Raw genomic sequence first — 23178 nt, forward strand, 5'->3', positions numbered from 1 at the left:
GCCGAGCACGGACGCTCGATCACCCGATCCTGTCCAGCCGTAGCGGCATTTCGATGGTAAGCCACTGGTTTTGTCCGCAGGCGCCGCTGGGACCGATTGTCTTATCCTTACCGGCCAGGACGGGCGATCCGATTTGCACGACACCCGTGCCGTTCGGGTCCACCGGATAGAAATAAAATTCCTGGCGCCCAGTGAATGAGGTGCCGTCCTCGCACGTTTCCCAGTTGGGCACGTCGTGTGTGACATACCACTGGAGTCCGTCTTTCAAAATGAGCGGCGCGGTCCATCCCTGGTCGCTGCTGGCCGTGCCGCTGCACGACATGAAGCTGGTGCACGTGGAGCTGAGCGTCCATGTGGTGGTGACAACCGGCTCTTGGTTGTATTGGCGGTTGATCTTGGCCATGTTGCCGTTGGACGTGACTTGATAAGTCCCGTTGAGGGCGACCTCCTCTTTAGTGGTCGCCCCAGCCGGCGAGGCAGCGCCCAAGGCGCCGAATATGTTGGCTGCCAGCAACATCGCGGTAGCGATCGTTCCCGCTGAACGCATCGCGTCCTCCTTGACGCCAATTGAACCGCCTACCCGGGTTTCTCGGCGCCGGCAACGGCGTCGTTGAGCGATGAGAGTAGCACCGGCTGCGTCGCCGGGTTGCCGATTCGCGGCACCGGCCGCCCAAGCCATCACAACGGGTCTAACTTTGCTATCAGCCAGGATTCCTCAACCTTTGTCAGCGTTACCAGGACGCTGCTGGCTGTCGTCAACGGTTCGGGCTTGTCCTGGCTCGCGGTGTTCTGGTTGATAAACACCAACACGGTTGCCGAATCCGGGTGCAACTCCGACACGGCGGCTCGCAGTACTTTGGCCGACGCCGTAAGTTTCCCTTGCCGCGCCGTCGGCGCGACGAACTGCTCGCTGAACTTGCTGTAGTAGTCCAGAAATTCGCCGGTAAGGTGCGACTTCGCCTTGGCGAAGTCGCCGTCCAGATTGCCGTACGAGTACGACAGCACCGCCACGGCACCGTCCGAGGCCGCTTGGACTACCCGACGTGCCGCTGCGTCGCCGAAACGCTGAGCCGGCCGGTACTGGAAGAAGAACAAACCGGCAGCAACCCCGATCGCTGCCACGACCAACGTTGTCGCAAGCAGGGGACGCCACCGTGTCAGACAGCTTCGGGTGAGGCGGCCGACCGCGGCCAATCCGCGGGCGCGCGCCGATCCCTGGCCGGCGGATGGTTGCTCCGCGTCGGTGACGGGCGGAGTTTCTGCGTTGTCGACCGACGACCCTTGCTCGACAGTCATTGCAAGAAATCGACTTTCGACATCTTGAGCTGACCAGCGTCCCGCTCGATCGTGACGCTGAGCCGCCACAACATGGGAGGCCGTTTCGTGTTATCAGCGTTGGTGACATCGGTTTTCGCTGCAACGAGCGCAACTCCCGAATTGCCGGTCACCGACTCGACACCGACGCCTTCCACCGTCGCCCTGCTCGTCACCTTCGTTTCTTCGGCTTGTTGAACCATGAAGGCCGATCTCGCTTCGACTTCGGCCTTGAGCTCGCCCGTGCACGCGTCGATGATGTGCTGAACATCCTCCTTCGCGTGGCGGGGGTCAATCGACATAAACGTTGTAACCCCTTGTCGGGCTGCCGCTGCGAACTCTGGGACGAGCTGCCGTTTGTGCATGATCGTCCGGTCCTGCCACACCATGTAACCGCTCGCCGCGATCGAGGCGCAGAAGAGCACAATCCCAGCGGCAACAGCGACCGTCTTCCGTTCCGGTCGGCGCAGCCACCGTAGCCGCGAGCCAACCGGTTCTGCGGCAGGTTGCTCGGCGTCACCGTCGCCGGCAGTTTCGGCTATGTCGCTCTCGTCGCTGGGAGCGGTATCGGCTGCTTGGCGCAACCGTGTCGCACGTGCCCGGGCTTCCTTAGCGCGCGCCTCCGCCTGGGCGGCCGCGTCCTCCGCTTCGGCTACCGAAATGGGGTTGGAATCGGTCACGCCCCCCGGCGCGTCGCCCGGCTCACCGTCAAGTTCTTCCGGTGGACGCTGCCGCGACGGCATGATGACCTCCTGGTCCGCTCGCTCGGAGAACCACATTATCACTGGCTTTCAAGTGCCCACCGCTGCGATTGAACGGTGAGCGCTGGCCGTAGACGTGCGTAAATCGTCGATTGCCCGGTGACGAAGCGGGTACGGTTTTGCACGCAATTCGGCGCTCGAGAGCTCTTTGGCTTTAGCAGCCTTCTCCAAAGAGGAGAACTTTCTTTTCGGCTGTGGCAGAGTGATCGGGTGCGATTCCTCGTGGCAGTGGCTGCCGCGTTGCTCTCTGTGGGTGGGCTGGCGGCGCCGCCCGCGGCTGCTGGGCCGACCGTGTGCGACTACCCCGACTGCACCCCTGGGATCGCCGCGCATGTGGCCCTCGGTGCGCCGTGTGACAACACTACCTATTACGTCTTCGGGACTGCAGACTATAACGTCTTCCCGGGGTCGCAGCCGGGACGGCTGTTGTTCTGCGGTTCACCGAGACGATACGAGCCCCGGTGGTTCCGGTCGCCCCCGATGGCGGGGGTCAAAGAAGAGGGCGCCAACTGCTTGCAATACCAGAATTATGTCGCACAGGCGCCTGACGGCCTGTTTTTGGTGTGCATAGGCCACGATGGTCAAACGACCTGGGTCCGCGCTGACACGTAGCCCCGTTACCGTCATCGTGTGAGCAGAGTGGCCGACGCGCCGCGTAAGGCCGTCACCGTGTCGTCGATCCGGTATGCGGCCGGTCTTGCCTTCGCTCATCTTCTCAGCGTCGCCGAAGTCCTCGTCATTGTCGTCGCACTCAGCGGCCACGTCACCGGCGGCGCCGCTGCGCACTTCAGCGACAGGTACGTGATCACTTCGGTGACGGTGGTTTCGCTGGCCACGCTCGCCGTGCTGATCGGCGGCGTCGTGGTGATCACCCCGTCGCTGCGCTGGTTTGTGCCCGGCCGGGAGCCCGACACGAATCAACGCCGCGCCGCAATGAAACTCATGCGCAACCAGTCGATCGTCTTGGCGGCCACGTGGACGGCCAGCGGCGCGACCTTCGTCGCGCTGGACCTCGACGGTGGGCTCACGGTTGCCGTGTCGACCGGTTTGGCCGTCCTCTTCGGCGGCGCTGCGGCAACGGGCACCGCCGTTCTGCTCAGCCAGCGAACGGTCCGTCCGATCATCGCCGCCGCCACAAAGGGATTCGAGGGCTTCGTGACGGCGCCCGGAGTGATGACGCGACTGGTCACCATGTGGTTGCTGTGCAGCGCGCTGCCGTGCGTGGCCATCGCCGTGCTGGTTTTCCTGCGGGCAAACGGCTGGATCATTCCGAAAAGCGCGTCGGTCGAGATCCCGGTGCTGGTGCTCTCGATTGTCGCGGTGATGCTGGGGCTGCGGGGAATGATCCTGGTATCGCGGTCGATCTCGGATCCGGTTCGCGAGGTCATCGACGCGATGGCCGAGATCGAACACGGCCGGATCGGCGTGTTCGTCGACGTCTACGAGCGGTCCGAAATCGGGCGCCTGCAAAGAGGGTTCAACCGCATGGTCGCCGGGCTCAGCGAACGCGACCGGCTGCGTGACCTGTTCGGCCGTCATGTCGGTGCCGACGTCGCCCGCCGCGCGGTCAAAGAAGGCGCATCGCTGTCGGGCGATGTCGGGGAAGCGGCAATCCTGTTCGTGGACCTGGTGGGTTCGACGCAGCTGGCGGCCAGCCGGCCACCCGAAGAGGTCGCCGAGGTGCTCAACGATTTCTTCCGGATCGTGGTCGGCGCTGTCGACGAGCGGCACGGACTGATCAACAAATTTCAGGGCGATGCTGCGCTGGCGGTGTTCGGGGCGCCGCTGCGTACCAGCGGTGCCGCCTCAGCGGCATTGGCGACGGCACGGGTGTTGGGCACTCGGCTGCGTCGGCTACCTGTTGTCGACTTCGGCATCGGCGTATCGGCCGGATCCGTCTTCGCCGGGAATATCGGAGCCGAAAACCGTTACGAATACACCGTTATCGGCGACGCGGTCAACGAAGCGGCGCGCCTGGCCGATCTCGCAAAAACCTTCCCAGGGCGAGTGCTGTGTTCGGCTGCTGCTGTCGATCGTGCCGATGACGCCGAGGAGCAGCACTGGGACTCAGGCGATTCGGCGGTGCTGCGCGGTCGCTCGGAAGCGACGCACATCTGGACGCCGGCGGTTAGCGAGCAGCCGTGAAGGTGAGGTGCAGTTCGCTGAGGCCACGCAGGATATACGTCGGCTCGTAGGTGTAGCGGCGATCGTCGGCCGGTCCGTGTTGGGCCTCGTTGATACGCAGTTCGGGCATCCGGTCCAAGATGCGCTCGATTGAGACTCTGCCCTCCACTCGAGCCAGCGGCGCGCCCGGGCAAGAATGCACCCCGCGGGCGAAAGCCATGTGCTCACGGACATTCTTGCGGTCGAGTTGGAACTCGTGCGGATTGTCGAACCGGCGCGGGTCGCGGTTGACCGCGCCCGGAAGGATCATCACGATCGTACCGACGGGGATGTCGACACCGCCGATGGTGGCGGGCTTGCGTGCCAGCCGCGAGTCGCTCTTGACCGGGCTCTCCATCCGCAGCGATTCCTCAATGAAGGCGGGAATCAGGCTGCGGTCATCGCGCAGCCGTTGCTGGATATCGGCCCGCTCACCGAGCACCTGCAGGGCAGCCGAGAGCAGTTTGGCGGTGGTTTCTTGTCCGGCGGCGAAAAGGAAAGTGGCCGAGCGGACTACGTCGATGACCTCGGGCGTGGAGCCGTCCGGATAATTCGCCGTCGCCAGCGAGGTCAAGACGTCATCGCGCGGTTCGCGCCGCCGGTCCTCGATGTAGGCGCAGAACTTCTCGTCCAGCCACTCCAGTGGGTTGATGCCGACCGATTCGTGGTCGAGCGCACCCACCCGTGCGCCGGGACGATCGGCGCCCAGCACGGTGCGGAACTGCGTGTGGTCTTCCTCGGGAACCCCGAGCAGGTCGGCGATCACCAAGGTCGCGAAGGGCTTGGAGTACTCGGCGATGAACTCGCACTCGCCTTGGCCGAGGAACTCGTCGAGCTGGCGGTCGGCCAGCCGCCACATGAAGTCCTCGTTCTCCTTGAGCCGGCTCGGCGTCAGCAGTCGGCTCAACAACGAGCGGGCGCGGGTGTGCTCGGGCGGGTCCATCGTCACCATGTGTTCGAACATCGGAAATTGGTCACGGTGCGCGTCAATCAGGGAACTCAGATCGTCGCAGTCGACTTCGAACGGCAACGGCGGGAATGGGCCGCCGAGCGCGACACAGTTCGAGAATGTGTCGGGGTCCTTGTAGACCGCGTTGGCTTCTTCCCAGCCGGTGACGGCGACGACGTTGTGGTGCGGCAGCCGAAGCACCGGGTTCTGGTCACGCAGGTAGTCGAAGTAGGCGTAAGGGTCGGGCACCAAAGACGCGTCGGTGAAGAAGTCGATCGACTCGAACGTTGAATCGAAGGTTGTCATGTTGTTACGCGCCTCCTGCCGGCTTGGGCTGTCTGTCGGCGGCGAGACGTAGCACCGCCCGCGTATGAGATCGTGCCGAAACATTCACATTGTGCTGAGCACCTGCTTAGCATGACGCTAATGTCGTGGTCAAGGTCGAGCGCCGGGTCGGGGCTACGATCAGGTGTGCAGCAAGGATCGACGAAAGTGCGAAGCTCAGCATGACTTCCGCGCGACGGATCGGAGCGCCGGACGCCAAGAATCGCGGCGTGCTGCTTGATGCGGCCGAACAGTTGATGCTCGAAGAGGGTTACGCCGCAGTCACTTCCCGGCGCGTCGCCGAGAAAGCGGCGCTGAAACCACAGCTGGTTCACTACTACTTCCGCACGATGGACGACCTGTTCCTGGCGGCGTTCCGCCGGCGCGCCGAAGAGGGACTCCAGGTGCAGGCGCAGGCGCTGCAATCGCCCCAGCCGCTGTGGGCGCTGTGGCGGTTCAGCACCGACCCGGCGGCTACCGCGCTGACGATGGAATTCGTCGCGCTGGCCAATCACCGCAAAGCGCTCAAAGCCGAGATCGGCTACTACGCCGAACGTTTCCGCGAAGAGCAGCACAAAACCCTCTCGGCCGTCCTCGAGCGCTACGGCATGGCATCCGACGAGGTGCCGCCGTTGGTCTGGTCGGTGCTGATCACCAGCATCTCCCGCATGCTGGTGCTCGAGCAAGCGCTCGGGATGTCGGCCGGCCATGCCGAAACCGTCGGGCTCGTCGAACGCTATCTGCATCGGCTGGAAGGCGAGCCGGGTAACGCTTACCAGTGACGTATCGAGCAGAGCACACCCTTCGGACCGTCCTTGGATACCACGACTTTCCCATCGACCGTGAGAGTGCAGTGCAATCCGGGTGTGCCCGGTTCGGTGCCGGTGCTGGCTGAGACCATCGCCCACACCTCGGGTTTGGCCAGGTCCAACTCATAGCTCCACGGTTTGCCTGGGGCGATATCGACTTTGACGTTGGGGACGAACTGGTAGGGGTTGTGGCTGTAGTCGGCGAAGATCGGCGGTTCCTGATCCAGGTAGTAGATGTCGGTGTAGATCGGGTTGTCCGCCGAGACGGTGTATTTGACGTGATGCATGACACCGGCGTCATCGGCGCGCGAGGGCGCGGCGACAATGCCGGTCGCTGCCAAGAGAACTGTCAACATCGTGAGCGCTCGGCTGCTGGCTGTCACGTCGCACCTCCGGCCCGGGAGTTGTTGCTGCGGTTCATCACTCGATCAGCGGCCTGCCAATGAGCGTCGCTCACCCACAGCCGCGCGAACGCTTGCACCGCTTCGTCAGCGGAAACCCCGCGCACGACACGCTTGATCTCACCGGCCGGACGGCCGGCCAACGTGCGGGCGATCATCCGCCAATCATCGTCGAAAGTGGGCCGCGGCAACACCTGATCGACCAATCCGATGCGTTCGGCCTCGGCGGCGTCGAGCACGGTCCCGGTCCCGGCCAGTAGCAGCGCCCGGCTCTTGCCGACCAGCGCGGCCAGCCTTTCTGCGCCGCCCCAGGCCGGCATGATCTCCAGCGACACCTGGTTGAAGCCGATCTTGATGTCGTCGGCGGCCAGCCGGATGTCGGCGGCGACGGCGACCTCGGCGCCACCGCCGAGCGCGTGACCGTTCAGCGCAGCGATCACCGGCGCGGGAAAGTTCGCCAGCCGATCGCAGATCGACCGCATGCGCCGCGCCATGGCCGCCGCTTCGTCCTCGGTCCGGATTGCGCTGAGTTCTTTGAGGTCGCCGCCGGACACGAAGGCGCGGTCACCGGCACCGGTGATGGCCAGCGCGCTGGCGCCCTCGGCCGCGTCGATCGCCTTCTCCAATTGATCCATGGTGTCCAGGGCGATGGCGTTGCGCGCATGCGGGCGGTCGATGGTGAGCACCGCGAGACCCTGGTCGAACTCCACGTCCACCATGCGGCACTCCATCGCCCGATATTGGCATTCTCCTCAGCGGAGAATAGCATCGCCATCTCGCTGGCAGGGCGTCGCTCCCCGGCCGCCTGCTACCAGGGGGCATTGCGGTAGCCTCTCGGTGAGAATAGTATTCTCGCAAACTGCGAAGGAGGATTTCATGGGGCAGTTGTCGCATCGGGAAGACGTCCCGTTTCCAATCTTTGACGCGGATAACCATCTCTACGAGCCGCCGGAAGCGCTGACCAAGTTCCTGCCCAAGGAGTACAAGGACTTCGTCCAGTACGTGCAGATCAACGGGCGCACCAAGATCGCGCTGCGCGGCGTGATCAGCAACTACATTCCCAACCCGACCTTTGAGGTCGTCGCCAGGCCGGGCGCCTGGGAGGAGTACTTCAAGTACGGCAACCCGGACGGTAAGTCCAAGCGCGAGCTGTTCGGTGAGCCGATGCGCGCGATCCCGGCTTTCTTCGAGCCCGGCCCGCGCCTGGAGAAGATGAACGAACTGGGCTTGGACCGCACCCTGATGTTCCCCACGCTGGCCAGCTTGATCGAGGAGCGGCTGCGCGACGACCCGGTCGCCATCCACGTCCTGATCCATGCGCTGAACCAGTGGCTCGATGAGGTCTGGGGCTTCAACTACCAGAACCGGATCTTCACCACCCCGGTCATCACGTTGCCGATCGTGGAGAAGGCGATCGAGGAGCTGGAGTGGGTGGTCAAGCGTGGTGCCCGCGCCATCCTGGTCCGCCCGGCGCCGGTTCCCGGCTTCCGCGGCCCGCGGTCGTTCGCGCTGCCCGAGTTCGACCCGTTCTGGGAGCGGGTCGTCGAACACGACGTGCTGGTCGGGATGCACTCGTCCGACAGTGGCTACTCCCGCTACACCTCCGAATGGGACGGTGCCGACCAGGAGATGCTGCCGTTCCAGACCAACGCGATGGGCATCCTCAACGAGTGGCGGCCGATCCAGGACTCGGTGGGGTCGTGGGTGATTCACGGTGCGCTCTACCGCCATCCCAAGCTGAAGGTCGCGATTGTCGAGGCCGGTTCGAAATGGATGACCCCGTTGCTGGACGGGCTGGCCGAGGTCTTCCGCAAGGCGCCGGAAGCCTTCCCGAGCGACCCGGTAGAGATGGTCAAAAACCGCATCCACGTCAGCCCGTTCTTCGAGGACGGCATCGACGATCTGGTCAACCTCGTCGGCGTGGATCAGGTCTTGTACGGCTCGGACTGGCCGCACCCGGAAGGGTTGGCGGAGCCGACCTACTACGTCAATGCGCTGTCGCACCTGTCCGTCGAGGATCAAGCAAAGATCATGGGCGGCAACCTCGGTCGGCTCGTCACGGTGTGACGCCCGCCAGTAGGACCTGGCAGACCATCCCCGAGATGGTCGTGAGCGCAGCGGACCGCTTCGGCGACGCGGAAGCGATTGTCGACGGTCCGCTGCGCTTGAGCTTCACCGAAGTCGTCGATCGAATCCGCCGTGCGGCAGGTGCTTTCGCTGACTTCGGTATCGACAAAGGCGATCGAGTCGCCATCTGGGCGCCGAACTGCGCGGAATGGATCATCGCGGCGTTCGGGCTGCTCACCGCCGGCGGCGTGCTGGTGCCGGTCAATACACGGTTCACGGCCGACGAAGCCGGCGACATCATCGTCCGCAGCCAGGCCAAAGCCGTCCTGGTTCAGCAGGGTTTCCTGGGCCAGGACTACACCGCGCCGGCGGGGATACCGATCATCAATCTGAAATCCGACTTTTTGTCCAGCGGTTCGCCATTCGAGCGGGCGGTGAGCGGCACCGACATCGCCGACATCATCTTCACGTCGGGCACGACCGGCCGCCCGAAGGGCGCGATGATGAATCATCAACAGACGCTGCGGATGTATGAAGAGTGGGCCACACTCGCAGATCTGCGCGAGGGCGACCGCTACCTGCAAATCAACCCGTACTTCCACACGTTTGGCTTGAAAGCGGGTCTCGTCGCGTCCTTCCTCCGCGGTGCGACGATGCTTCCCGTCGCGATGTTCGACATCGGCGCCGTGATGGATCTCATTGACCGCGAACGCATCACGATGCTGCCCGGACCGCCGACGCTGTACCACTCATTGCTGAGCGTCACTGACAAGGCCAAGCTGTCGACGTTACGGGCAGGGGTGACCGGCGCCGCCGACATCCCTGTCGAACTGGTCCGTCGCATCCACGATGAGCTGCCCTTCCAAACGTTGATGACCGGTTACGGCCTAACCGAAGCGGGCAACGTCACGCTGTCCCGGCCCGGTGATTCGTTCGAGGCGGTGGCCACAACTGCGGGCCTGCCCTGCGAGGGCGTTGAGGTGCGCATCGCCGACGACGGCGAAGTGCTGGCCCGTGGTTACGGCGTCATGCAGGGCTACCTCGACGAGCCCGCGGCGACCGCGCAGGCAATCGACGCCGAAGGATGGTTGCACACCGGCGATATGGGTACGCTTGACGCGGCGGGTCGGCTACGGATCGACGGGCGCAAGAAGGACATGTTCATCGTGGGCGGGTTCAACGCCTACCCGGCCGAGATCGAGGGCTTCCTGCTGGAACACCCCGCAGTTGCCCAGGCCGCTGTGATCGGTGTTCCCGACGAGCGACTCGGCCAGGTGGGCAAAGCCTTCGTGGTGCCGAAAACATCGGTGTCCGAAGGCGATTTGATCGCGTGGTCCCGCCAACGGATGGCGGGATTCAAAGCGCCGCGATACGTCGAGTTTCTCGACGAGCTGCCGTTGAATGCCACCGGCAAGGTGATGAAGGACAAGCTTCGGTGAGTGCCGTCGAGCCGCATCCGCATTCGATGGTGATCGCATCGGATTACCGAGTTCCAAATCCAGACCGGGTGTGGCCGCTGCTGAAACGGCGCAAGTCGGCCCTCGCGGATATCGGCGCGCACCATGTGCTCGTCTACAAATCCATCCACGACTACGGGCGCGTGCTGGTGATGATCGGGGTGCGTAGCAGAGAGCCGATCGTGGAGCTGCTGCGGTCGCGGGTCTTCTTCGACTGGTTCGATGCCGTAGGCGTCGAAGACATTCCAGCAGTCTTCGCCGGGAAGATCGTCGATCGTTTCGAAGCGTCGCCATCGGCCAAACCGCGGGCACCCGGGGTGGTTGTGGCCGCGATCGCAGCCGTCGACGACGTACCAGCGATGAGCTTGGACGTACGTCGCGCGCTCGACAAGTTCACCACTGCGGGCGTGCGGAAGACGTGGCTTTTCCAGGCTTTCGACGACGGGCAGGAAGTGATGATCCTGCAGGAACTCGACGACGAGGACAGTGTGCGGAGCTGGATCGACCATCCTGACGCGGCCGCGCAGTGGATGACCGGCCTGGGTAGGGGAGCATACCCGCCGCTGTTCGTGGGCAGATTCATGGACATGATGCGGATCGAGGACTGAACGGACCGCTAGCCCCATGGCGGCGACCCGCTGCGCCCGGCGCCCTTCGCCGCGCTTGCGATCGCCGCTAGCGACGCGCGCTGCCGTCCGGCGACGTGGGCCGCGCCAGTTCGATGAGCAGTTCGGGAATGTCGAAGCGCGGAACGACGGCTTCGACGAGCACCATCCGGTCTTGATGCTCGGCGGCGGCGGTCAGGGCGTCGTCGAGCTCACCGTAGGTCTTCGCCCGGAATGTCAGCTGGTTGGTCACACCGAGCGCAGCGGCGACTTTCGACCAGTCCCAGCTCACAATGTCGTTGTAGGGGGCGGTCTTTCCATGAATCGCCCGCTCGACGGTGTAGCCGTCGTTGTTGACCACCACGACCACCGGCGAGAGCTTTTCGCGGGAGATCACGCCCAGTTCTTGCACGGTGAGCTGAGCTGCTCCGTCACCGATCAACAGCACCGGCCGGCGATCCGGATGGGCCAGCCCCGCACCGAGCATGGCGGGCAGCGTGTAACCGATCGACCCCCACAGGGGCTGGCCGATAAACGTCACCCCGCGCGGAAGCCGGTGCGCCGCCATACCGTAGAACGAGGTGCCCTGATCGGCGAGCACCACATTGCCCGGCGTCAGCGCGTCACAAAGCCTGTCCCACAAAACCTCCTGGCTCAGTGGCCGCTCCCGCTCCGGCGGATCCCGGCTGACGTCGTCGGCCGTGGGCGTGATCGCCGGCGACTTCACGGCGCGCCGGTCGAGGATTTCGGTGAGCGCCGTCAACGCCGCGGGCAACTCTACCGGAGCGAAAACCTGTGTGCCAACGGTGCTTTGTTCCGCACCGATATCGATGGTGCGCGCCGGGTCGATGCGCTGGCTGAAGAATCCGCTGACCATGTCGGTGAACACCACGCCTGCGGTGACCAGGACGGGCGCCTCTTCGATCGCCCGGCGTACCGGCTCGGCGCTGGCCGCGCCGGCGTAGATGCCCAAAAAGTTGGGCGAGCTCTCGTCGACCAGACTTTTGCCCCACATCAGCGTGGCATGCGGCACCACATCGGCGGCCAGCAACGCCTCGAGTTCGTCGACGGCATGCAACCGGTGCACCAGGAAGTCCGCCAACACCGTGAGCTGGTGCTCACCGATGAGTTCGGTTGCGGCGTCGGCGAACAGCGCCAGCGCGCGCGGGCTGGTGCCGCCGGTGTATCGCGGCAGTGGCGCGGCGGGCGGCTCGGTTTCGAAACGTGCCACGTCAGTGGGCAGCAGCAGGTAGCCGGGCTGCTTCTGCTCACGTACCTCAGACAGCACGCGGTCGATTTCCCGGGTTGCCGTTGCCGGCATGAGACTGGCTTGGGCGCAGGTGATTTCCCGGCTGATCCGCAGGAAGTGCTCGAAGTCGCCGTCGCCGAGCGAATGATGAAGTGCCCGGCGCGTCCCCTGCGCGTCTTTGGAAGGTCCGCCGACGATGTGCACCACTGGGACGTGCTCGGCATAGCTGCCCGCGATCGCATTGGCCACAGATAGCTCGCCGACCCCGAATGTCGTTACCACAGCTGCCATTCCGCGAAGCCGGCCGTAGCCGTCGGCGGCATAGCCGGCATTGAGTTCGTTGGCGTTGCCCACCCATCGAAGGTCAGGGTGGGCCACGATGTGGTCGAGGAATTCGAGGTTGTAGTCGCCGGGAACTCCGAAGACGTGCTCGACGCCCAGTTCGACGAGGCGGTCCAGCAGGTAGTCGCCGACGGTATAGACAGTCACCAGACCGACGCTACGCTGCGTCGAAAATACCACCGGGCAAGACGCGGCCTCGCTATGGTGCGACCATGGCAGTGCAGGATTCCCGCGAAGTCGTCATCGAAGCAAGCCCGGAGGAGATCCTCGACGTCATCGCCGACGTCGAGAACACGCCGTCCTGGTCGCCGCAGTACCAGAGCGCCGAAATACTTGACACCCACGACAGCGGTCGGCCGCGCCGGGTGAAGATGAAAATCAAGGCCGCCGGCCTCACCGATGAGCAGGTCGTCGAATACACCTGGGCAGCCGACAGCGTCAGCTGGACCTTGGTGTCGGCGGGGCAATTGAAGGCCCAGGACGCCAAGTACACGCTGACACCCCAAGGCGACAAGACCAAGGTCCGATTCGACATGGACGTCGACCCGTCCGTGCCGATCCCCGGATTTCTGCTCAAACGCACGATGAAGGGCGGCATGGAAACCGCCACCGACGGACTGCGCAAACAGGTGCTCAAAGTCAAGAAGGGCTGACTGTCGATGACGCACCCCGGACCGCTGGCGGGCGTGCGCGTCATTGAACTCGGCGGCATCGGGCCCGGTCCGCACGCGGGGATGATGCTCGCCGACCTGGGTGCCGATGTGGTCCGGGTGCGCCGCCCCGGCGGCCTGGTCATGCCGGCCGAAGACCGCGACCTGCTGCACCGCGGCAAACGCATCGTCGACCTCGACGTCAAGACGCAGCCCGGACAGCTGCTCGAGCTGGCCGCCAACGCCGACGTGTTGCTGGACTGCTTCCGGCCGGGCACCTGTGAGCGCCTCGGAATCGGTCCCGAGGATTGCGCTGCGGTCAATCCCCGATTGATCTTCGCGCGGATCACCGGCTGGGGGCAGGACGGGCCGCGGGCCGCGACGGCCGGCCACGACATCAACTATCTGTCGCAGACCGGGGCGCTGTCGGCACTGGGCTACCGCGACCGACCGCCGATGCCGCCGCTGAACCTGGTCGCCGACTTCGGTGGTGGCTCGATGTTGGTGTTGCTGGGCATTGTGGCCGCGCTGTATGAGCGGGAGCGGTCCGGGCTCGGTCAGGTCGTCGACGCGGCGATGGTCGACGGCGTCAGCGTGCTGGCCCAGATGATGTGGACGATGAAATCGACCGGGGCCCTGCGCGACGAGCGCGAATCGTTTCTGCTCGACGGCGGCGCGCCGTTCTACCGCTGCTATGAGACCGCCGACGGCAAGTACCTGGCCGTCGGCGCCATCGAGCCGCAGTTCTTCGCCGAGTTGCTGCGTGGGCTCGAGTTGTCCGCCGACGAGGTGCCGGGCCAACTCGACATCGGGTCGTATCCGCGGATGCGCGAGATTTTCACCGAATGCTTCGCCAGCAAGACCCGCGACGAGTGGGCGGAGATCTTCGCGGGCACCGACGCATGTGTCACCCCGGTTTTGACGTGGGCCGAGGCCGCCGGTGATGCGCACATGACCGCACGCGCGACGGTGATTAGCGCGCACGGCGTCGAGCAGGCCGCTCCGGCGCCGCGGTTTTCCCGCACGCCGGCCGGTCCGGTCACGCCGCCGCCGAACGGGACGACAGCCCTGGGCGACATCGGCTGGTAATCCCGGTCGCGAGCCCGGTCCGGTTATAAGCTTGGTGCCAGTGGCCGTACGAGCATCACGCGAAATCGTCATCGACGCGCCGCCGGATGCGATCCTCGACGCGCTAGCTGACATTGGCTCGGTGCCGTCCTGGTCGTCGGTTCACAAACGGGCCGAGGTGCTGGACTGCTATCCCGACGGTCGTCCCCACCACGTGAAGGTGACCGTCAAGGTGGTCGGCATTGTCGACAAGGAAGTTGTCGAATACCACTGGGGCCCTGACTGGGTCGTGTGGGATGCGCGCAAAACGGGTCAGCAACATGGGCAGCACGTCGAATACACGCTGCAACGCGAAGGCGACGACAAAACCCGCGTGCGATTCGACATCACCCTGGAGCCGTCGGCCCCGCTGCCCGAGTTTCTGGTCAACCGCGCCCGCAAAAGGATCCTGCACGCCGCCACTGAGGGGCTGCGCAGACGGGTGATGGGTGTCGACCGGCCGGATCAGCAGGGCTGAGGGCGGGACCGGTGGCCGTACAAGCGTCGCGAGAAATCGTCATCGACGCGCCGCCGGACGTGGTCATGGCGGCGCTCGCCGATGTCAGCACGTTGACGTCGTGGTCAACGGTGCACCGACGGGTCGAAGTGCTCGACCGCTACGAAGACGGCCGGCCGCATCATGTGCGGGCCACTATCAAGATCTTCGGGTTGGTCGACAAAGAGATCCTCGAATATCACTGGGGTCCGGACTGGGTGGTCTGGGATGCCGAAGAGACCTTCCAGCAGCGTGGGCAGCATGTCGAGTACAGCCTCAAGCGTGAGGGTGTCGACAAAACGCGGGTGCGCTTCGACATCACCGTCGAGCCGTCGGGACCGGTGCCGGAGTTCATCGTCAAGCGGGCCAGCAACATCGTGCTCGGCGCGGCGACAGAGGGCCTACGCAAGCGGGTCATGGGTGGCGAGAGCGCAACACCGCCAAACGCTTGATCGCCTCGTCCAGAGTGTCTTCGCGTTTGGCAAAAGTGAAGCGCACCAGGTGATTCCAAAGCTTGCCGGCGTCCGGTTCGCAGAACGCCGACATCGGGATCGCCGCCACGCCGGCCTGCTCCGGTAACGCCGCGCAGAACGCCGTGCTGTCGTCGTAGCCGAGCGGGCGGGGGTCGGCACACAGAAAGTAGGTGCCCGAGCTGTCGTGCACTTCGAAGCCGATCTCAGTCAGCCCGTTGGCGAGCCGGTCGCGTCGTTGCTGCAACGAGGACCGCAGTGCGGCCACCCAGGCGTCTTCGGTGTTGAGTGCGTGGGCCACCGCGGGTTGAAACGGCGCCCCGCCGACGTAGCTCAAGTACTGTTTGGCCGCCCGCAGCCCGATGATGAGTTCGGCTGGCCCGCAAGCCCATCCGATCTTCCAGCCGGTGCAGTTGAACATCTTGGCGGCACTGGAAATCGTAATCGTGCGCTCGGCCATGCCGTCGAAGCCGGCCAGTGGTAGATGCCGGCGGCCATCGTAGACCAGATGCTCGTAGACCTCGTCGGTGATGACCAGCAGCTCGGCGTGGACGGCGATCTCGGCGATGGCCGTCAGTTCTGTCTCGCTCAGCACCATGCCGGTCGGGTTGTGCGGCGAGTTGACGATCAGCGCCTTGGTCCGCGGTGTCACCGCACGCCGCAGCGCGTCGATATCCAGCGCGAAGCCGCGGCCGTCGGGCACCAACGGCACGACGACCCGTTGTGCGCCGGCCATGGCCACCACCGGCGAGTAGGAGTCGTAGAACGGCTGGATCAGGATCACCTCGGAGCCGGGCTCGACCAGGCCCAGCACCGCCGACGCGATGGCCTCGGTGGCCCCGACGGTGACCAGCACCTCGGTATCCGGGTCGTAGTCGATGCCGAAATGCCGTTTGCGCTGTGCGGCGACGGCTTCTCGCAGCGGTGCGATGCCCAGGCCCGGCGGATATTGGTTGACGCCGTCGGCGATAGCGTCCTGAGCGGCCTTGAGCATTCCCGGCGGCCCGTCCTCGTCGGGAAAACCCTGCCCGAGGTTCACCGCGCCGATCCGGGCCGCCAGCGCCGACATCTCGGCGAACACCGTCGTCGCATACGGCCGCAACCGCGACACCGTCATGGTCGTCGAGCTTAAAGCGCCGAGCGTGAACGTAGCTTCACGCTCGGCATCGAAAGTGAACGTAGCTTCACGCTCGGCATCGAAAAAGGCTCCCAACCAACAGGTTGATCGGCCGCCCTGTTAGGCTGGCCGGCAGAGGACTAGCGTCCCCGATGGACGGATCCGAAACCCACGTGTGAAGAGGAATCAGCCATGTCCGAAGAAGCTTTTGTCTACGAAGCCATCCGCACCCCGCGAGGCAAGCAGCGCAACGGGTCGCTGAACGAGGTGAAGCCGCTGAACCTGGTCGTCGGCCTAATCGACGAACTGCGCAACCGGTTCCCCGACCTCGACGAGAACCTGATCAGCGACGTCATCCTGGGCGTGGTGTCGCCCGTTGGCGACCAGGGCGGCGACATCGCCCGTACCGCCGTGCTGGCGGCGGGCCTGCCCGACACCACCGGCGGCGTGCAGCTCAACCGGTTCTGCGCGTCGGGCCTGGAAGCGGTCAACACCGCCGCCCAGAAGGTGCGCTCCGGCTGGGACGACCTGGTACTGGCCGGCGGCGTGGAGTCGATGAGCCGGGTGCCGATGGGCTCCGACGGCGGCGCCTGGGCGCTGGACCCGGCCACCAACTACGACCTGGGCTTCGTGCCGCAGGGCATCGGTGCCGACCTGATCGCCACCATCGAGGGATTCTCGCGCGAGGACGTCGACGCCTACGCGCTGCGCAGCCAGGAGAAGGCCGCCGCGGCGTGGTCGGGCGGTTACTTCGCCAAGTCGGTGGTGCCGGTCCGCGACCAGAACGGCCTGCTGATCCTCGACCACGACGAGCACATGCGGCCCGACACCACGATGGAAGGCCTGGCCAAACTCAAGCCCGCCTTCGAAGGCGTTGCGGCGCTGGGCGGTTTCGACGACGTGGCGCTGCAGAAGTACCACTGGGTGGAAAAGATCGACCACGTGCACACCGGCGGCAACAGCTCCGGCATCGTCGACGGCGCCGCGCTGGTGCTGGTCGGCAGCGAAAAAGCCGGCCAGTCGCAGGGTCTGACGCCCCGGGCCCGCATCGTGGCGACCGCCACCAGCGGGTCCGAGCCGACGATCATGCTGACCGGCCCGACGCCGGCCACCCGTAAGGTGCTCGACCGGGCCGGACTGACCGTCGACGACATCGACCTGTTCGAGCTCAACGAGGCGTTCGCGTCGGTGGTGCTGAAGTTCCAGAAGGACCTGGACATCCCCGACGAGAAGCTCAACGTCAACGGCGGTGCGATCGCGATGGGCCACCCGTTGGGTGCGACCGGCGCGATGATCCTGGGCACCATGGTCGACGAGCTGGAGCGCCGCAACGCCCGGCGCGCATTGGTCACGTTGTGCATCGGCGGCGGCATGGGCGTCGCGACGATCGTTGAACGAGTCTGAGAGGGTTTCGAACAGCAATGCCTGAGAACACGATTCAGTGGGACAAGGACGCGGACGGCATCGTCACGCTGACCTTGGACGACCCGACCGGGTCGGCCAACGTCATGAACGAGCACTACGCCGAGTCGATGACCAAAGCTGTCGAACGCCTTGTCGCGGAAGCAGATTCGATTACCGGTGTGGTGATCACCAGCGCGAAGAAGACCTTCTTCGCCGGCGGTGACCTGAAGGGCATGATCAACCTCGGCCCGGAAGACGCCGGGCAGGCCTTCGACACCGTCGAGCGGGTCAAGAAGGATCTGCGCACCCTGGAGACGTTCGGCAAGCCCGTCGTCGCCGCCATCAACGGAGCAGCGCTGGGCGGGGGCCTGGAGATTGCGCTGGCCTGTCACCACCGCATCGCCGCCGACGTCAAGGGCAGCCAGATCGGTTTGCCCGAAGCGACATTGGGGCTGCTGCCCGGCGGCGGCGGCGTGACCCGCACTGTGCGGATGCTGGGTATCCAGAACGCGTTCGTGAACGTGCTCGCTCAGGGCACCCGCTTCAAGCCGGCCAAGGCCAAGGACATGGGTCTGGTCGACGAGGTGCTGGGCAGCGTCGAGGAACTGGTGCCTGCGGCCAAGGCGTGGATCAAGGCCAACCCGGACAGCCACACTCAACCGTGGGATGTCAAGGGCTACAAGATGCCTGGCGGCACGCCGGCGTCGCCGTCGCTGGCAGCCATCCTGCCGTCGTTCCCGTCGAACCTGCGCAAGCAGCTCAAGGGCGCGCCGATGCCCGCACCGCGGGCCATCCTGGCCGCGGCGGTGGAGGGCGCACAGGTCGACTTCGACACCGCCAGTCGCATCGAGAGCCGTTACTTCGCTTCGCTGGTCACCGGCCAGGTGGCCAAGAACATGATTCAGGCGTTCTTCTTCGACTTGCAGCACATCAACGGCGGCGGCTCGCGGCCCGACGGCATCGAGCCGGTCAAGATCAAGAAGATCGGCGTGCTCGGTGCCGGCATGATGGGCGCCGGCATCGCCTACGTTTCCGCCAAGGCCGGCTTCGACGTGGTGCTCAAGGACGTCAGCCTGGAGGCCGCGCAGAAGGGCAAGGGCTATTCGGAGAAGCTGGAAGCCAAGGCACTCGAGCGTGGCAAGACCACCGAAGAGAAGTCCAAGGCGCTGCTGGGCCGCATCACCCCGACCGGGGAGGCCTCCGACCTCGCGGGCGTCGACTTCGTGATCGAGGCGGTATTCGAGAACCAGGAACTCAAGCACAAGGTGTTCCAGGAGATCGAAGACGTCGTCGAGCCCAACGCGCTGCTGGGCTCCAACACCTCCACGTTGCCGATCACCGGTCTGGCGACCGGCGTCAAGCGGCAGGAGGACTTCATCGGGATCCACTTCTTCTCGCCGGTCGACAAGATGCCGCTGGTGGAAATCATCAAGGGCGAGAAGACATCTGACGAGGCGCTGGCCCGGGTGTTCGACTACACCCTGGCCATCGGCAAGACCCCGATCGTGGTCAACGACAGCCGCGGCTTTTTCACCTCGCGGGTCATCGGCACCTTCGTCAACGAGGCGCTGGCGATGCTCGGCGAGGGTGTGGAGCCGGCTTCGATCGAGCACGCGGGCAGCCAGGCCGGCTACCCGGCCCCGCCGCTGCAGCTGTCCGACGAGCTCAACCTGGAGCTGATGCACAAGATCGCCGTCGCTACCCGCAAGGGTGTGGAGGATGCCGGCGGCAGCTACGAGCCGCACCCGGCCGAAGCCGTCGTCGAGAAGATGATCGAGCTCGAGCGGCCCAGCCGGCTGAAGGGCGCTGGGTTCTACGAGTACGTCGACGGCAAGCGCACCCGGCTGTGGCCGGGCCTGCGGGAGACCTTCAACTCCGGCTCGTCGCAGCCCCCGCTGCAGGACATGATCGACCGGATGCTGTTCGCCGAGGCGCTGGAAACCCAGAAGTGCCTCGACGAGGGTGTGTTGACGTCGACAGCCGACGCCAACATCGGTTCGATCATGGGCATCGGCTTCCCGCCGTGGACCGGTGGCACCGCGCAGTATGTCGTCGGCTACCCGGGCGGTAAGGAGGGCTTTGTCGCCCGCGCCCGCGAGCTGGCCGCCAAGTACGGCGACCGGTTCACCCCGCCGAAGTCGCTGACCTAGCGAGAACGTAGCTGCGCGCGGTAAACCGCGCTGCGAATTTGTTTTGCGATGTCCACCGCGGCTCATCGGCGGCCGACAGCAGCGTCCATGCCGGCATGAAGCGGCGCTCGATCTCGGCTTGCTCGACTCCTTGTGGTCCGAAGCGGCCGCTGGGCTGGAAGGCGATCATGAACAGCCGCGCGCCCGGGGCGGCGATCGCACTGACCTCTCGGACGTAAAGGTCGCGATCGCCGTCGCTCATGCCGTGGAAGCAGCCGTTGTCCACGATCATCTGGAAGTCGGCGCCGATCCCGGCCTGACTGAGGTGCGTGACATCGGCGTGGACGAAGTTGACCGTAACGTCGGCGGCGCGGGCTTTTGCGCGGGCCTCGTCGAGTGCCTTCGGTACGAAATCCGCTCCGGTGACTTGCCATCCGTGTTGCGCCAGGTAGATCGACGCATCTCCGGTGCCACACCCGAGGTCCAGCGCGGACCCGGGGGGAAACGCATTGCTTCCCTCGACAAGCTCGCGCAATGTCGCTGACTGCGGATGACCGTCCCACGGCGTGAACCCGAGTCGGTAGAAGACCCGAAACAGCCTGTGCCTCGATGCCATAACCTCACACCTCCCCAAGGTCGGCGGATAGCCAGTGCTGCGGTTGCAGGTAGATGACGACGTTCTCCCCGAGTTCGTTGCGGGCGTACTCCAGATAAGCGTCCACCCGTTCCGGCGCCAGATAGCGACGAGCCAACTCGACAAGTTGATCGTCAGTGCCCGGCTCGATTCGGCTGACCGGCCCGTCGACCGCGACGTAGCGCACCGTCGGCTCGAGCCGCTCGACCATCAACGAGAAGTAGCCGGTTGCCTCGATGAGCCGCGCCTTGCGTGACCCCGCTCCGGTCAGTACCCACGGTTCAGCGCCGGGCGCATATTGGTACCAGATCGGCACGGTCAACGGCCCGCGGCTATCGCCGGCATTCACCGACAACGCGGCGATGTGCGGCTCGGCCAGAAATTGTTCGCGTTCGTCGTCAGCAAGCGCCATGTACGCCAGGCTAACCGCGGCAGGCGACAGCGAGGCGGCGCCGGTCAGGATCACGGTCTGCTCCGGGAGCAGCAGCGGACCGTCTCCCAAAGCCGCGCGGGCGGCGGCGGTGTACTCCGGGGTGTCAAACGCTTGAACGGTAATCGGGCACCGGTATCGAGTCGTGCATGCGCACACCGGTGGTGTTCAGCTTCGCGACCGCGCGGCTGACGGGTGTGGGCAACGCCGACACCAGTTGGGCACCTCGGGTCACTGCCCACAGCGCGGCCGTCGAGGCGGGGACGACGGTTTTGGCGGCTTTGCGTGCAAAAGCGCGGCTGCGGCGCACCGGTTCGCGCATCTGCTGTTCGTAGGCTGCGAACGCCGCTGCGTAATCGCCGCGCGCGCGGGCCAACTCGCCGGCCAACACGTACGCACCGACCACCGCGAGGCTGGTGCTGCCGCCCACCGCCGGCCCCGGGCAGTAGCCGGCGTCGCCGACCAGCGTGACCCGTCCGCGCGACCAGCGCTCGAGTTGCAGTTGGGTGATCGAATCGAAGTAGAACGCCGGCGTCGTGTCGAGCTGTTCGAGCCAGCCGTCCACCTGCGGCGCCATTCCGGTGAACGCGTTGCGCAGTATGTCCTTCTGCCGCAGTACATCTCGATGGTGGTATTGGAGTTCAGAGCTGTGGAACATGAACAGCACCCGCGCGTCGTCCAGATGCTGTGCGCTGTAGATCCCCGCGATGCGGCCGATGTCGACCTGACCGACCATCTCGCCATCGGGCACCAGCGATTTCGGTGCCGACGCGACTGCCAGGTAACCCCCGAGGTGCTGGGTGAAACCGGCGTCGTCACCGAACGCCAACCGCCGCACGTTGGAGTGCAGCCCGTCGGCGCCGACCACGACGTCGAACCTGCGGGGGGCTGCATGCTCGAATGTCACTTCACCGTCTGCGCCGATAGCTGTGATCGAGTCGCCGAACAGGTACTCGACATCGGCGGCACGGTAATAGATTTCGCTGAGGTCGTCGCGCATGACCTCGACATGCCGGTCGGAGGCGGCGCCGTAAATCTTGGTGAGGTCGACCCGGATCGGTCGCCCGGCGTCGCCGCGGTAGATGTTCAGTTGCGTCGTGTCGGTGGCGTGCGCTTCGATGCGGGGGAGCACGCCCATCTTGGCCGAGATTTCGATCGCCGGGCGGAACAAGTCGACGGCATGGCCACCGGTTTTGCGCAACGCCGGAGCGCGCTCGACGACGGTCACGTCGAATCCATACCGGTCCAGCCAGAACGCCAGCACCGGTCCGGCGATGCTCGCACCCGAGATCAATACGCGCATCTCGCACCTCCTTACTTACCGATAGGTAAGCGTAGCACGGCGGCTTACCTATCGGTAAGTCAGTTAAACTGGCACGGTGACCAGGCCGCGTTCGGATACGCGCGAGCGCATCCAAGACGCCGCGCGGGAACTGTTCGTGCAACAAGGCGTGCAACGGACCAGCCTGCAAGACATCGCCGACAAGCTGGGAATCACCAAACCGGCGTTGTACTACCACTTCCCGTCGCGAGAAGAGCTGGTACGCAGCATCCTCGAGCCGTTGATCGAGGAGGGCGAGCACTTCATTGCGGACCACGAGACAAGGCGAAACGCCGACGCCCGCGAGTTGCTCGAGGGCTACTTCGACTTTCACTACCGGCACCGTGGCGACCTGATGTTGGTGGTGACGGAGTTGACGACGCTGGCCGAACTGGGACTAATCGACAAGCTCCTGGCGTGGCGGGAACGGTTGGGCCGGTTGATTTTCGGGACCCAACCGACTCTGAGCCAGGCTACCCGGGCAGTGATCGCGTTCGGCGGTCTGCAGGACTGCTGCCTGCAGTTCCCCGATACGCCATACGGCGAGTTGCGCTCCGCAGTGATTGACGGCGCGCTCGCCGCCCTGGACATCTGATGCGGGGTTAAAGTCCCAAGCTATGCGCTTTGGACTTTTCATCCCGCAGGGCTGGCGATTGGATCTGGTCGGCATCGCAGCCGACAAGCACTGGGCGGTGATGCGCGAGCTGGCCGGCTACGCCGACGACAGCGCATGGGACTCGTTGTGGGTGTACGACCACTTCCACACGGTGCCGATGCCCACCGGCGAAGCCACCCACGAGGCGTGGTCGCTGATGTCGGCCTACGCGGCCACGACGTCGCGGATCAAACTCGGCCAGATGTGCACGGCGATCAGCTACCGCAATCCGGTCTATCTGGCGAAGGTGGCCGCCACCGCCGACATCATCTCCGGAGGCCGGATCCAGATGGGCATCGGCGGCGGGTGGTACGAACACGAATG

The 23178-nt window shown here is 65.2% G+C and carries 25 protein-coding genes; 14 read left to right on the forward strand and 11 right to left on the reverse strand.

Features of this window, described 5'->3' with window-relative positions; genetic code table 11:
• Nucleotides 1-19: 19 nt before the first annotated feature.
• The 3 genes from A5707_RS17175 to A5707_RS24200 all read right to left on the reverse strand — a co-directional run bounded on the left by A5707_RS17175 (nucleotide 20) and on the right by A5707_RS24200 (nucleotide 2057).
• Nucleotides 20-547 carry a hypothetical protein gene (locus tag A5707_RS17175; protein ID WP_065015657.1) on the reverse strand — a complete coding sequence of 176 codons (528 nt, stop codon included), beginning with the start codon at nucleotides 545-547 and terminating at the stop codon, nucleotides 20-22.
• 131 nt (nucleotides 548-678) lie between these two features.
• Nucleotides 679-1296, reverse strand: a complete 618-nt coding sequence (locus A5707_RS17180) for a hypothetical protein (protein WP_065015658.1) — start codon at nucleotides 1294-1296, stop codon at nucleotides 679-681.
• Nucleotides 1293-2057 (reverse strand): hypothetical protein, encoded by a 765-nt coding sequence (locus A5707_RS24200; protein WP_065015680.1) that lies wholly within the window; start codon nucleotides 2055-2057, stop codon nucleotides 1293-1295. The genes A5707_RS17180 and A5707_RS24200 overlap by 4 nt, the downstream gene beginning before the upstream one ends.
• Nucleotides 2058-2297: 240 nt before the next feature.
• Here A5707_RS24200 and A5707_RS24595 point away from each other — a divergent pair, with 240 nt between their 5' ends.
• Both A5707_RS24595 and A5707_RS17195 read left to right on the forward strand, forming a co-directional pair.
• Nucleotides 2298-2687, forward strand: a complete 390-nt coding sequence (locus A5707_RS24595; protein ID WP_065015681.1) for a hypothetical protein — start codon at nucleotides 2298-2300, stop codon at nucleotides 2685-2687.
• Between the two features lie 27 nt (nucleotides 2688-2714).
• Nucleotides 2715-4220, forward strand: a complete 1506-nt coding sequence (locus tag A5707_RS17195) for an adenylate/guanylate cyclase domain-containing protein (protein ID WP_232000743.1) — start codon at nucleotides 2715-2717, stop codon at nucleotides 4218-4220.
• Here A5707_RS17195 and A5707_RS17200 read toward each other — a convergent pair.
• Nucleotides 4204-5493, reverse strand: coding sequence for a cytochrome P450 (locus A5707_RS17200; protein ID WP_065015659.1), 1290 nt, complete (start codon nucleotides 5491-5493; stop codon nucleotides 4204-4206). The genes A5707_RS17195 and A5707_RS17200 overlap by 17 nt on opposite strands.
• A gap of 200 nt (nucleotides 5494-5693) precedes the next feature.
• Here A5707_RS17200 and A5707_RS17205 point away from each other — a divergent pair, with 200 nt between their 5' ends.
• A complete protein-coding gene (locus A5707_RS17205; RefSeq protein WP_065015660.1) occupies nucleotides 5694-6293 on the forward strand; it encodes a TetR/AcrR family transcriptional regulator in 600 nt (199 codons plus the stop codon).
• On the opposite strand, the gene A5707_RS17210 is transcribed toward A5707_RS17205, so the two are convergent.
• Together A5707_RS17210 and A5707_RS17215 are read right to left on the reverse strand one after the other, a co-directional pair.
• Complete coding sequence (locus A5707_RS17210) at nucleotides 6284-6676, reverse strand: hypothetical protein (protein ID WP_065015661.1); 393 nt, start codon at nucleotides 6674-6676, stop codon at nucleotides 6284-6286. The two genes, A5707_RS17205 and A5707_RS17210, sit on opposite strands and share 10 nt — an antisense overlap.
• Nucleotides 6677-6699: 23 nt before the next feature.
• Nucleotides 6700-7440 (reverse strand): enoyl-CoA hydratase/isomerase family protein, encoded by a 741-nt coding sequence (locus A5707_RS17215; protein ID WP_065015662.1) that lies wholly within the window; start codon nucleotides 7438-7440, stop codon nucleotides 6700-6702.
• Between the two features lie 157 nt (nucleotides 7441-7597).
• Between A5707_RS17215 and A5707_RS17220 the strand changes: the two genes are divergently transcribed.
• From A5707_RS17220 to A5707_RS17230, 3 genes are read left to right on the forward strand one after another with little or no spacing between them, the layout of a single operon-like run.
• Nucleotides 7598-8788 carry an amidohydrolase family protein gene (locus A5707_RS17220; RefSeq protein WP_065015663.1) on the forward strand — a complete coding sequence of 397 codons (1191 nt, stop codon included), beginning with the start codon at nucleotides 7598-7600 and terminating at the stop codon, nucleotides 8786-8788.
• A 35-nt stretch (nucleotides 8789-8823) separates the two neighbouring features.
• On the forward strand, nucleotides 8824-10227 hold the full coding sequence (locus tag A5707_RS17225) for a FadD3 family acyl-CoA ligase (protein ID WP_065015664.1): 1404 nt from the start codon (nucleotides 8824-8826) through the stop codon (nucleotides 10225-10227).
• 26 nt (nucleotides 10228-10253) lie between these two features.
• Entirely contained in the window at nucleotides 10254-10853 is a 600-nt protein-coding gene (locus tag A5707_RS17230; RefSeq protein ID WP_065015683.1) for a fatty-acid--CoA ligase, read from the forward strand.
• Between the two features lie 67 nt (nucleotides 10854-10920).
• Here A5707_RS17230 and A5707_RS17235 read toward each other — a convergent pair whose 3' ends face one another.
• Nucleotides 10921-12588, reverse strand: coding sequence for an alpha-keto acid decarboxylase family protein (locus A5707_RS17235; RefSeq protein ID WP_065015665.1), 1668 nt, complete (start codon nucleotides 12586-12588; stop codon nucleotides 10921-10923).
• Between the two features lie 65 nt (nucleotides 12589-12653).
• Between A5707_RS17235 and A5707_RS17240 the strand changes: the two genes are divergently transcribed.
• From A5707_RS17240 to A5707_RS17255, 4 genes are read left to right on the forward strand one after another with little or no spacing between them, the layout of a single operon-like run.
• On the forward strand, nucleotides 12654-13094 hold the full coding sequence (locus A5707_RS17240; protein WP_065015666.1) for an SRPBCC family protein: 441 nt from the start codon (nucleotides 12654-12656) through the stop codon (nucleotides 13092-13094).
• 6 nt (nucleotides 13095-13100) lie between these two features.
• On the forward strand, nucleotides 13101-14180 hold the full coding sequence (locus A5707_RS17245) for a CaiB/BaiF CoA transferase family protein (RefSeq protein WP_065015667.1): 1080 nt from the start codon (nucleotides 13101-13103) through the stop codon (nucleotides 14178-14180).
• Between the two features lie 40 nt (nucleotides 14181-14220).
• Entirely contained in the window at nucleotides 14221-14676 is a 456-nt protein-coding gene (locus tag A5707_RS17250; RefSeq protein WP_065015668.1) for an SRPBCC family protein, read from the forward strand.
• An 11-nt stretch (nucleotides 14677-14687) separates the two neighbouring features.
• The gene (locus A5707_RS17255) at nucleotides 14688-15146 is read left to right on the forward strand and encodes an SRPBCC family protein (protein ID WP_065015669.1); all 459 of its coding nucleotides are present in this window, start codon (nucleotides 14688-14690) and stop codon (nucleotides 15144-15146) included.
• Here the strand turns inward: A5707_RS17255 and A5707_RS17260 are convergent.
• Nucleotides 15109-16281, reverse strand: coding sequence for a pyridoxal phosphate-dependent aminotransferase (locus tag A5707_RS17260; protein ID WP_065015684.1), 1173 nt, complete (start codon nucleotides 16279-16281; stop codon nucleotides 15109-15111). The two genes, A5707_RS17255 and A5707_RS17260, sit on opposite strands and share 38 nt — an antisense overlap.
• Before the next feature lie 192 nt (nucleotides 16282-16473).
• On the opposite strand from A5707_RS17260, the gene A5707_RS17265 reads away from it, so the two are divergent.
• Together A5707_RS17265 and A5707_RS17270 are read left to right on the forward strand one after the other, a co-directional pair.
• A complete protein-coding gene (locus tag A5707_RS17265; protein ID WP_065015670.1) occupies nucleotides 16474-17685 on the forward strand; it encodes an acetyl-CoA C-acetyltransferase in 1212 nt (403 codons plus the stop codon).
• Nucleotides 17686-17702: 17 nt separating this feature from the next.
• Entirely contained in the window at nucleotides 17703-19835 is a 2133-nt protein-coding gene (locus A5707_RS17270) for a 3-hydroxyacyl-CoA dehydrogenase NAD-binding domain-containing protein (protein WP_065015671.1), read from the forward strand.
• On the opposite strand, the gene A5707_RS17275 is transcribed toward A5707_RS17270, so the two are convergent.
• From A5707_RS17275 to A5707_RS17285, 3 genes are all read right to left on the reverse strand, one after another.
• Nucleotides 19810-20430 (reverse strand): class I SAM-dependent methyltransferase, encoded by a 621-nt coding sequence (locus A5707_RS17275; RefSeq protein ID WP_065015672.1) that lies wholly within the window; start codon nucleotides 20428-20430, stop codon nucleotides 19810-19812. The genes A5707_RS17270 and A5707_RS17275 overlap by 26 nt on opposite strands.
• Nucleotides 20431-20434: 4 nt before the next feature.
• Nucleotides 20435-20860 carry a pyridoxamine 5'-phosphate oxidase family protein gene (locus tag A5707_RS17280; protein WP_065015685.1) on the reverse strand — a complete coding sequence of 142 codons (426 nt, stop codon included), beginning with the start codon at nucleotides 20858-20860 and terminating at the stop codon, nucleotides 20435-20437.
• Nucleotides 20861-20984: 124 nt separating this feature from the next.
• Complete coding sequence (locus A5707_RS17285) at nucleotides 20985-22181, reverse strand: FAD-dependent monooxygenase (RefSeq protein WP_065015673.1); 1197 nt, start codon at nucleotides 22179-22181, stop codon at nucleotides 20985-20987.
• Between the two features lie 76 nt (nucleotides 22182-22257).
• Between A5707_RS17285 and A5707_RS17290 the strand changes: the two genes are divergently transcribed.
• Together A5707_RS17290 and A5707_RS17295 are read left to right on the forward strand one after the other, a co-directional pair.
• Nucleotides 22258-22794, forward strand: coding sequence for a TetR/AcrR family transcriptional regulator (locus A5707_RS17290; RefSeq protein ID WP_065015674.1), 537 nt, complete (start codon nucleotides 22258-22260; stop codon nucleotides 22792-22794).
• Between the two features lie 22 nt (nucleotides 22795-22816).
• The coding region (locus A5707_RS17295) for an LLM class flavin-dependent oxidoreductase (protein WP_156658081.1) at nucleotides 22817-23178 on the forward strand (362 nt) is incomplete at its 3' end.

The sequence above is a fragment of the Mycobacterium kyorinense genome (assembly GCF_001672775.1).
Lineage (GTDB): Bacteria > Actinomycetota > Actinomycetes > Mycobacteriales > Mycobacteriaceae > Mycobacterium > Mycobacterium kyorinense_A.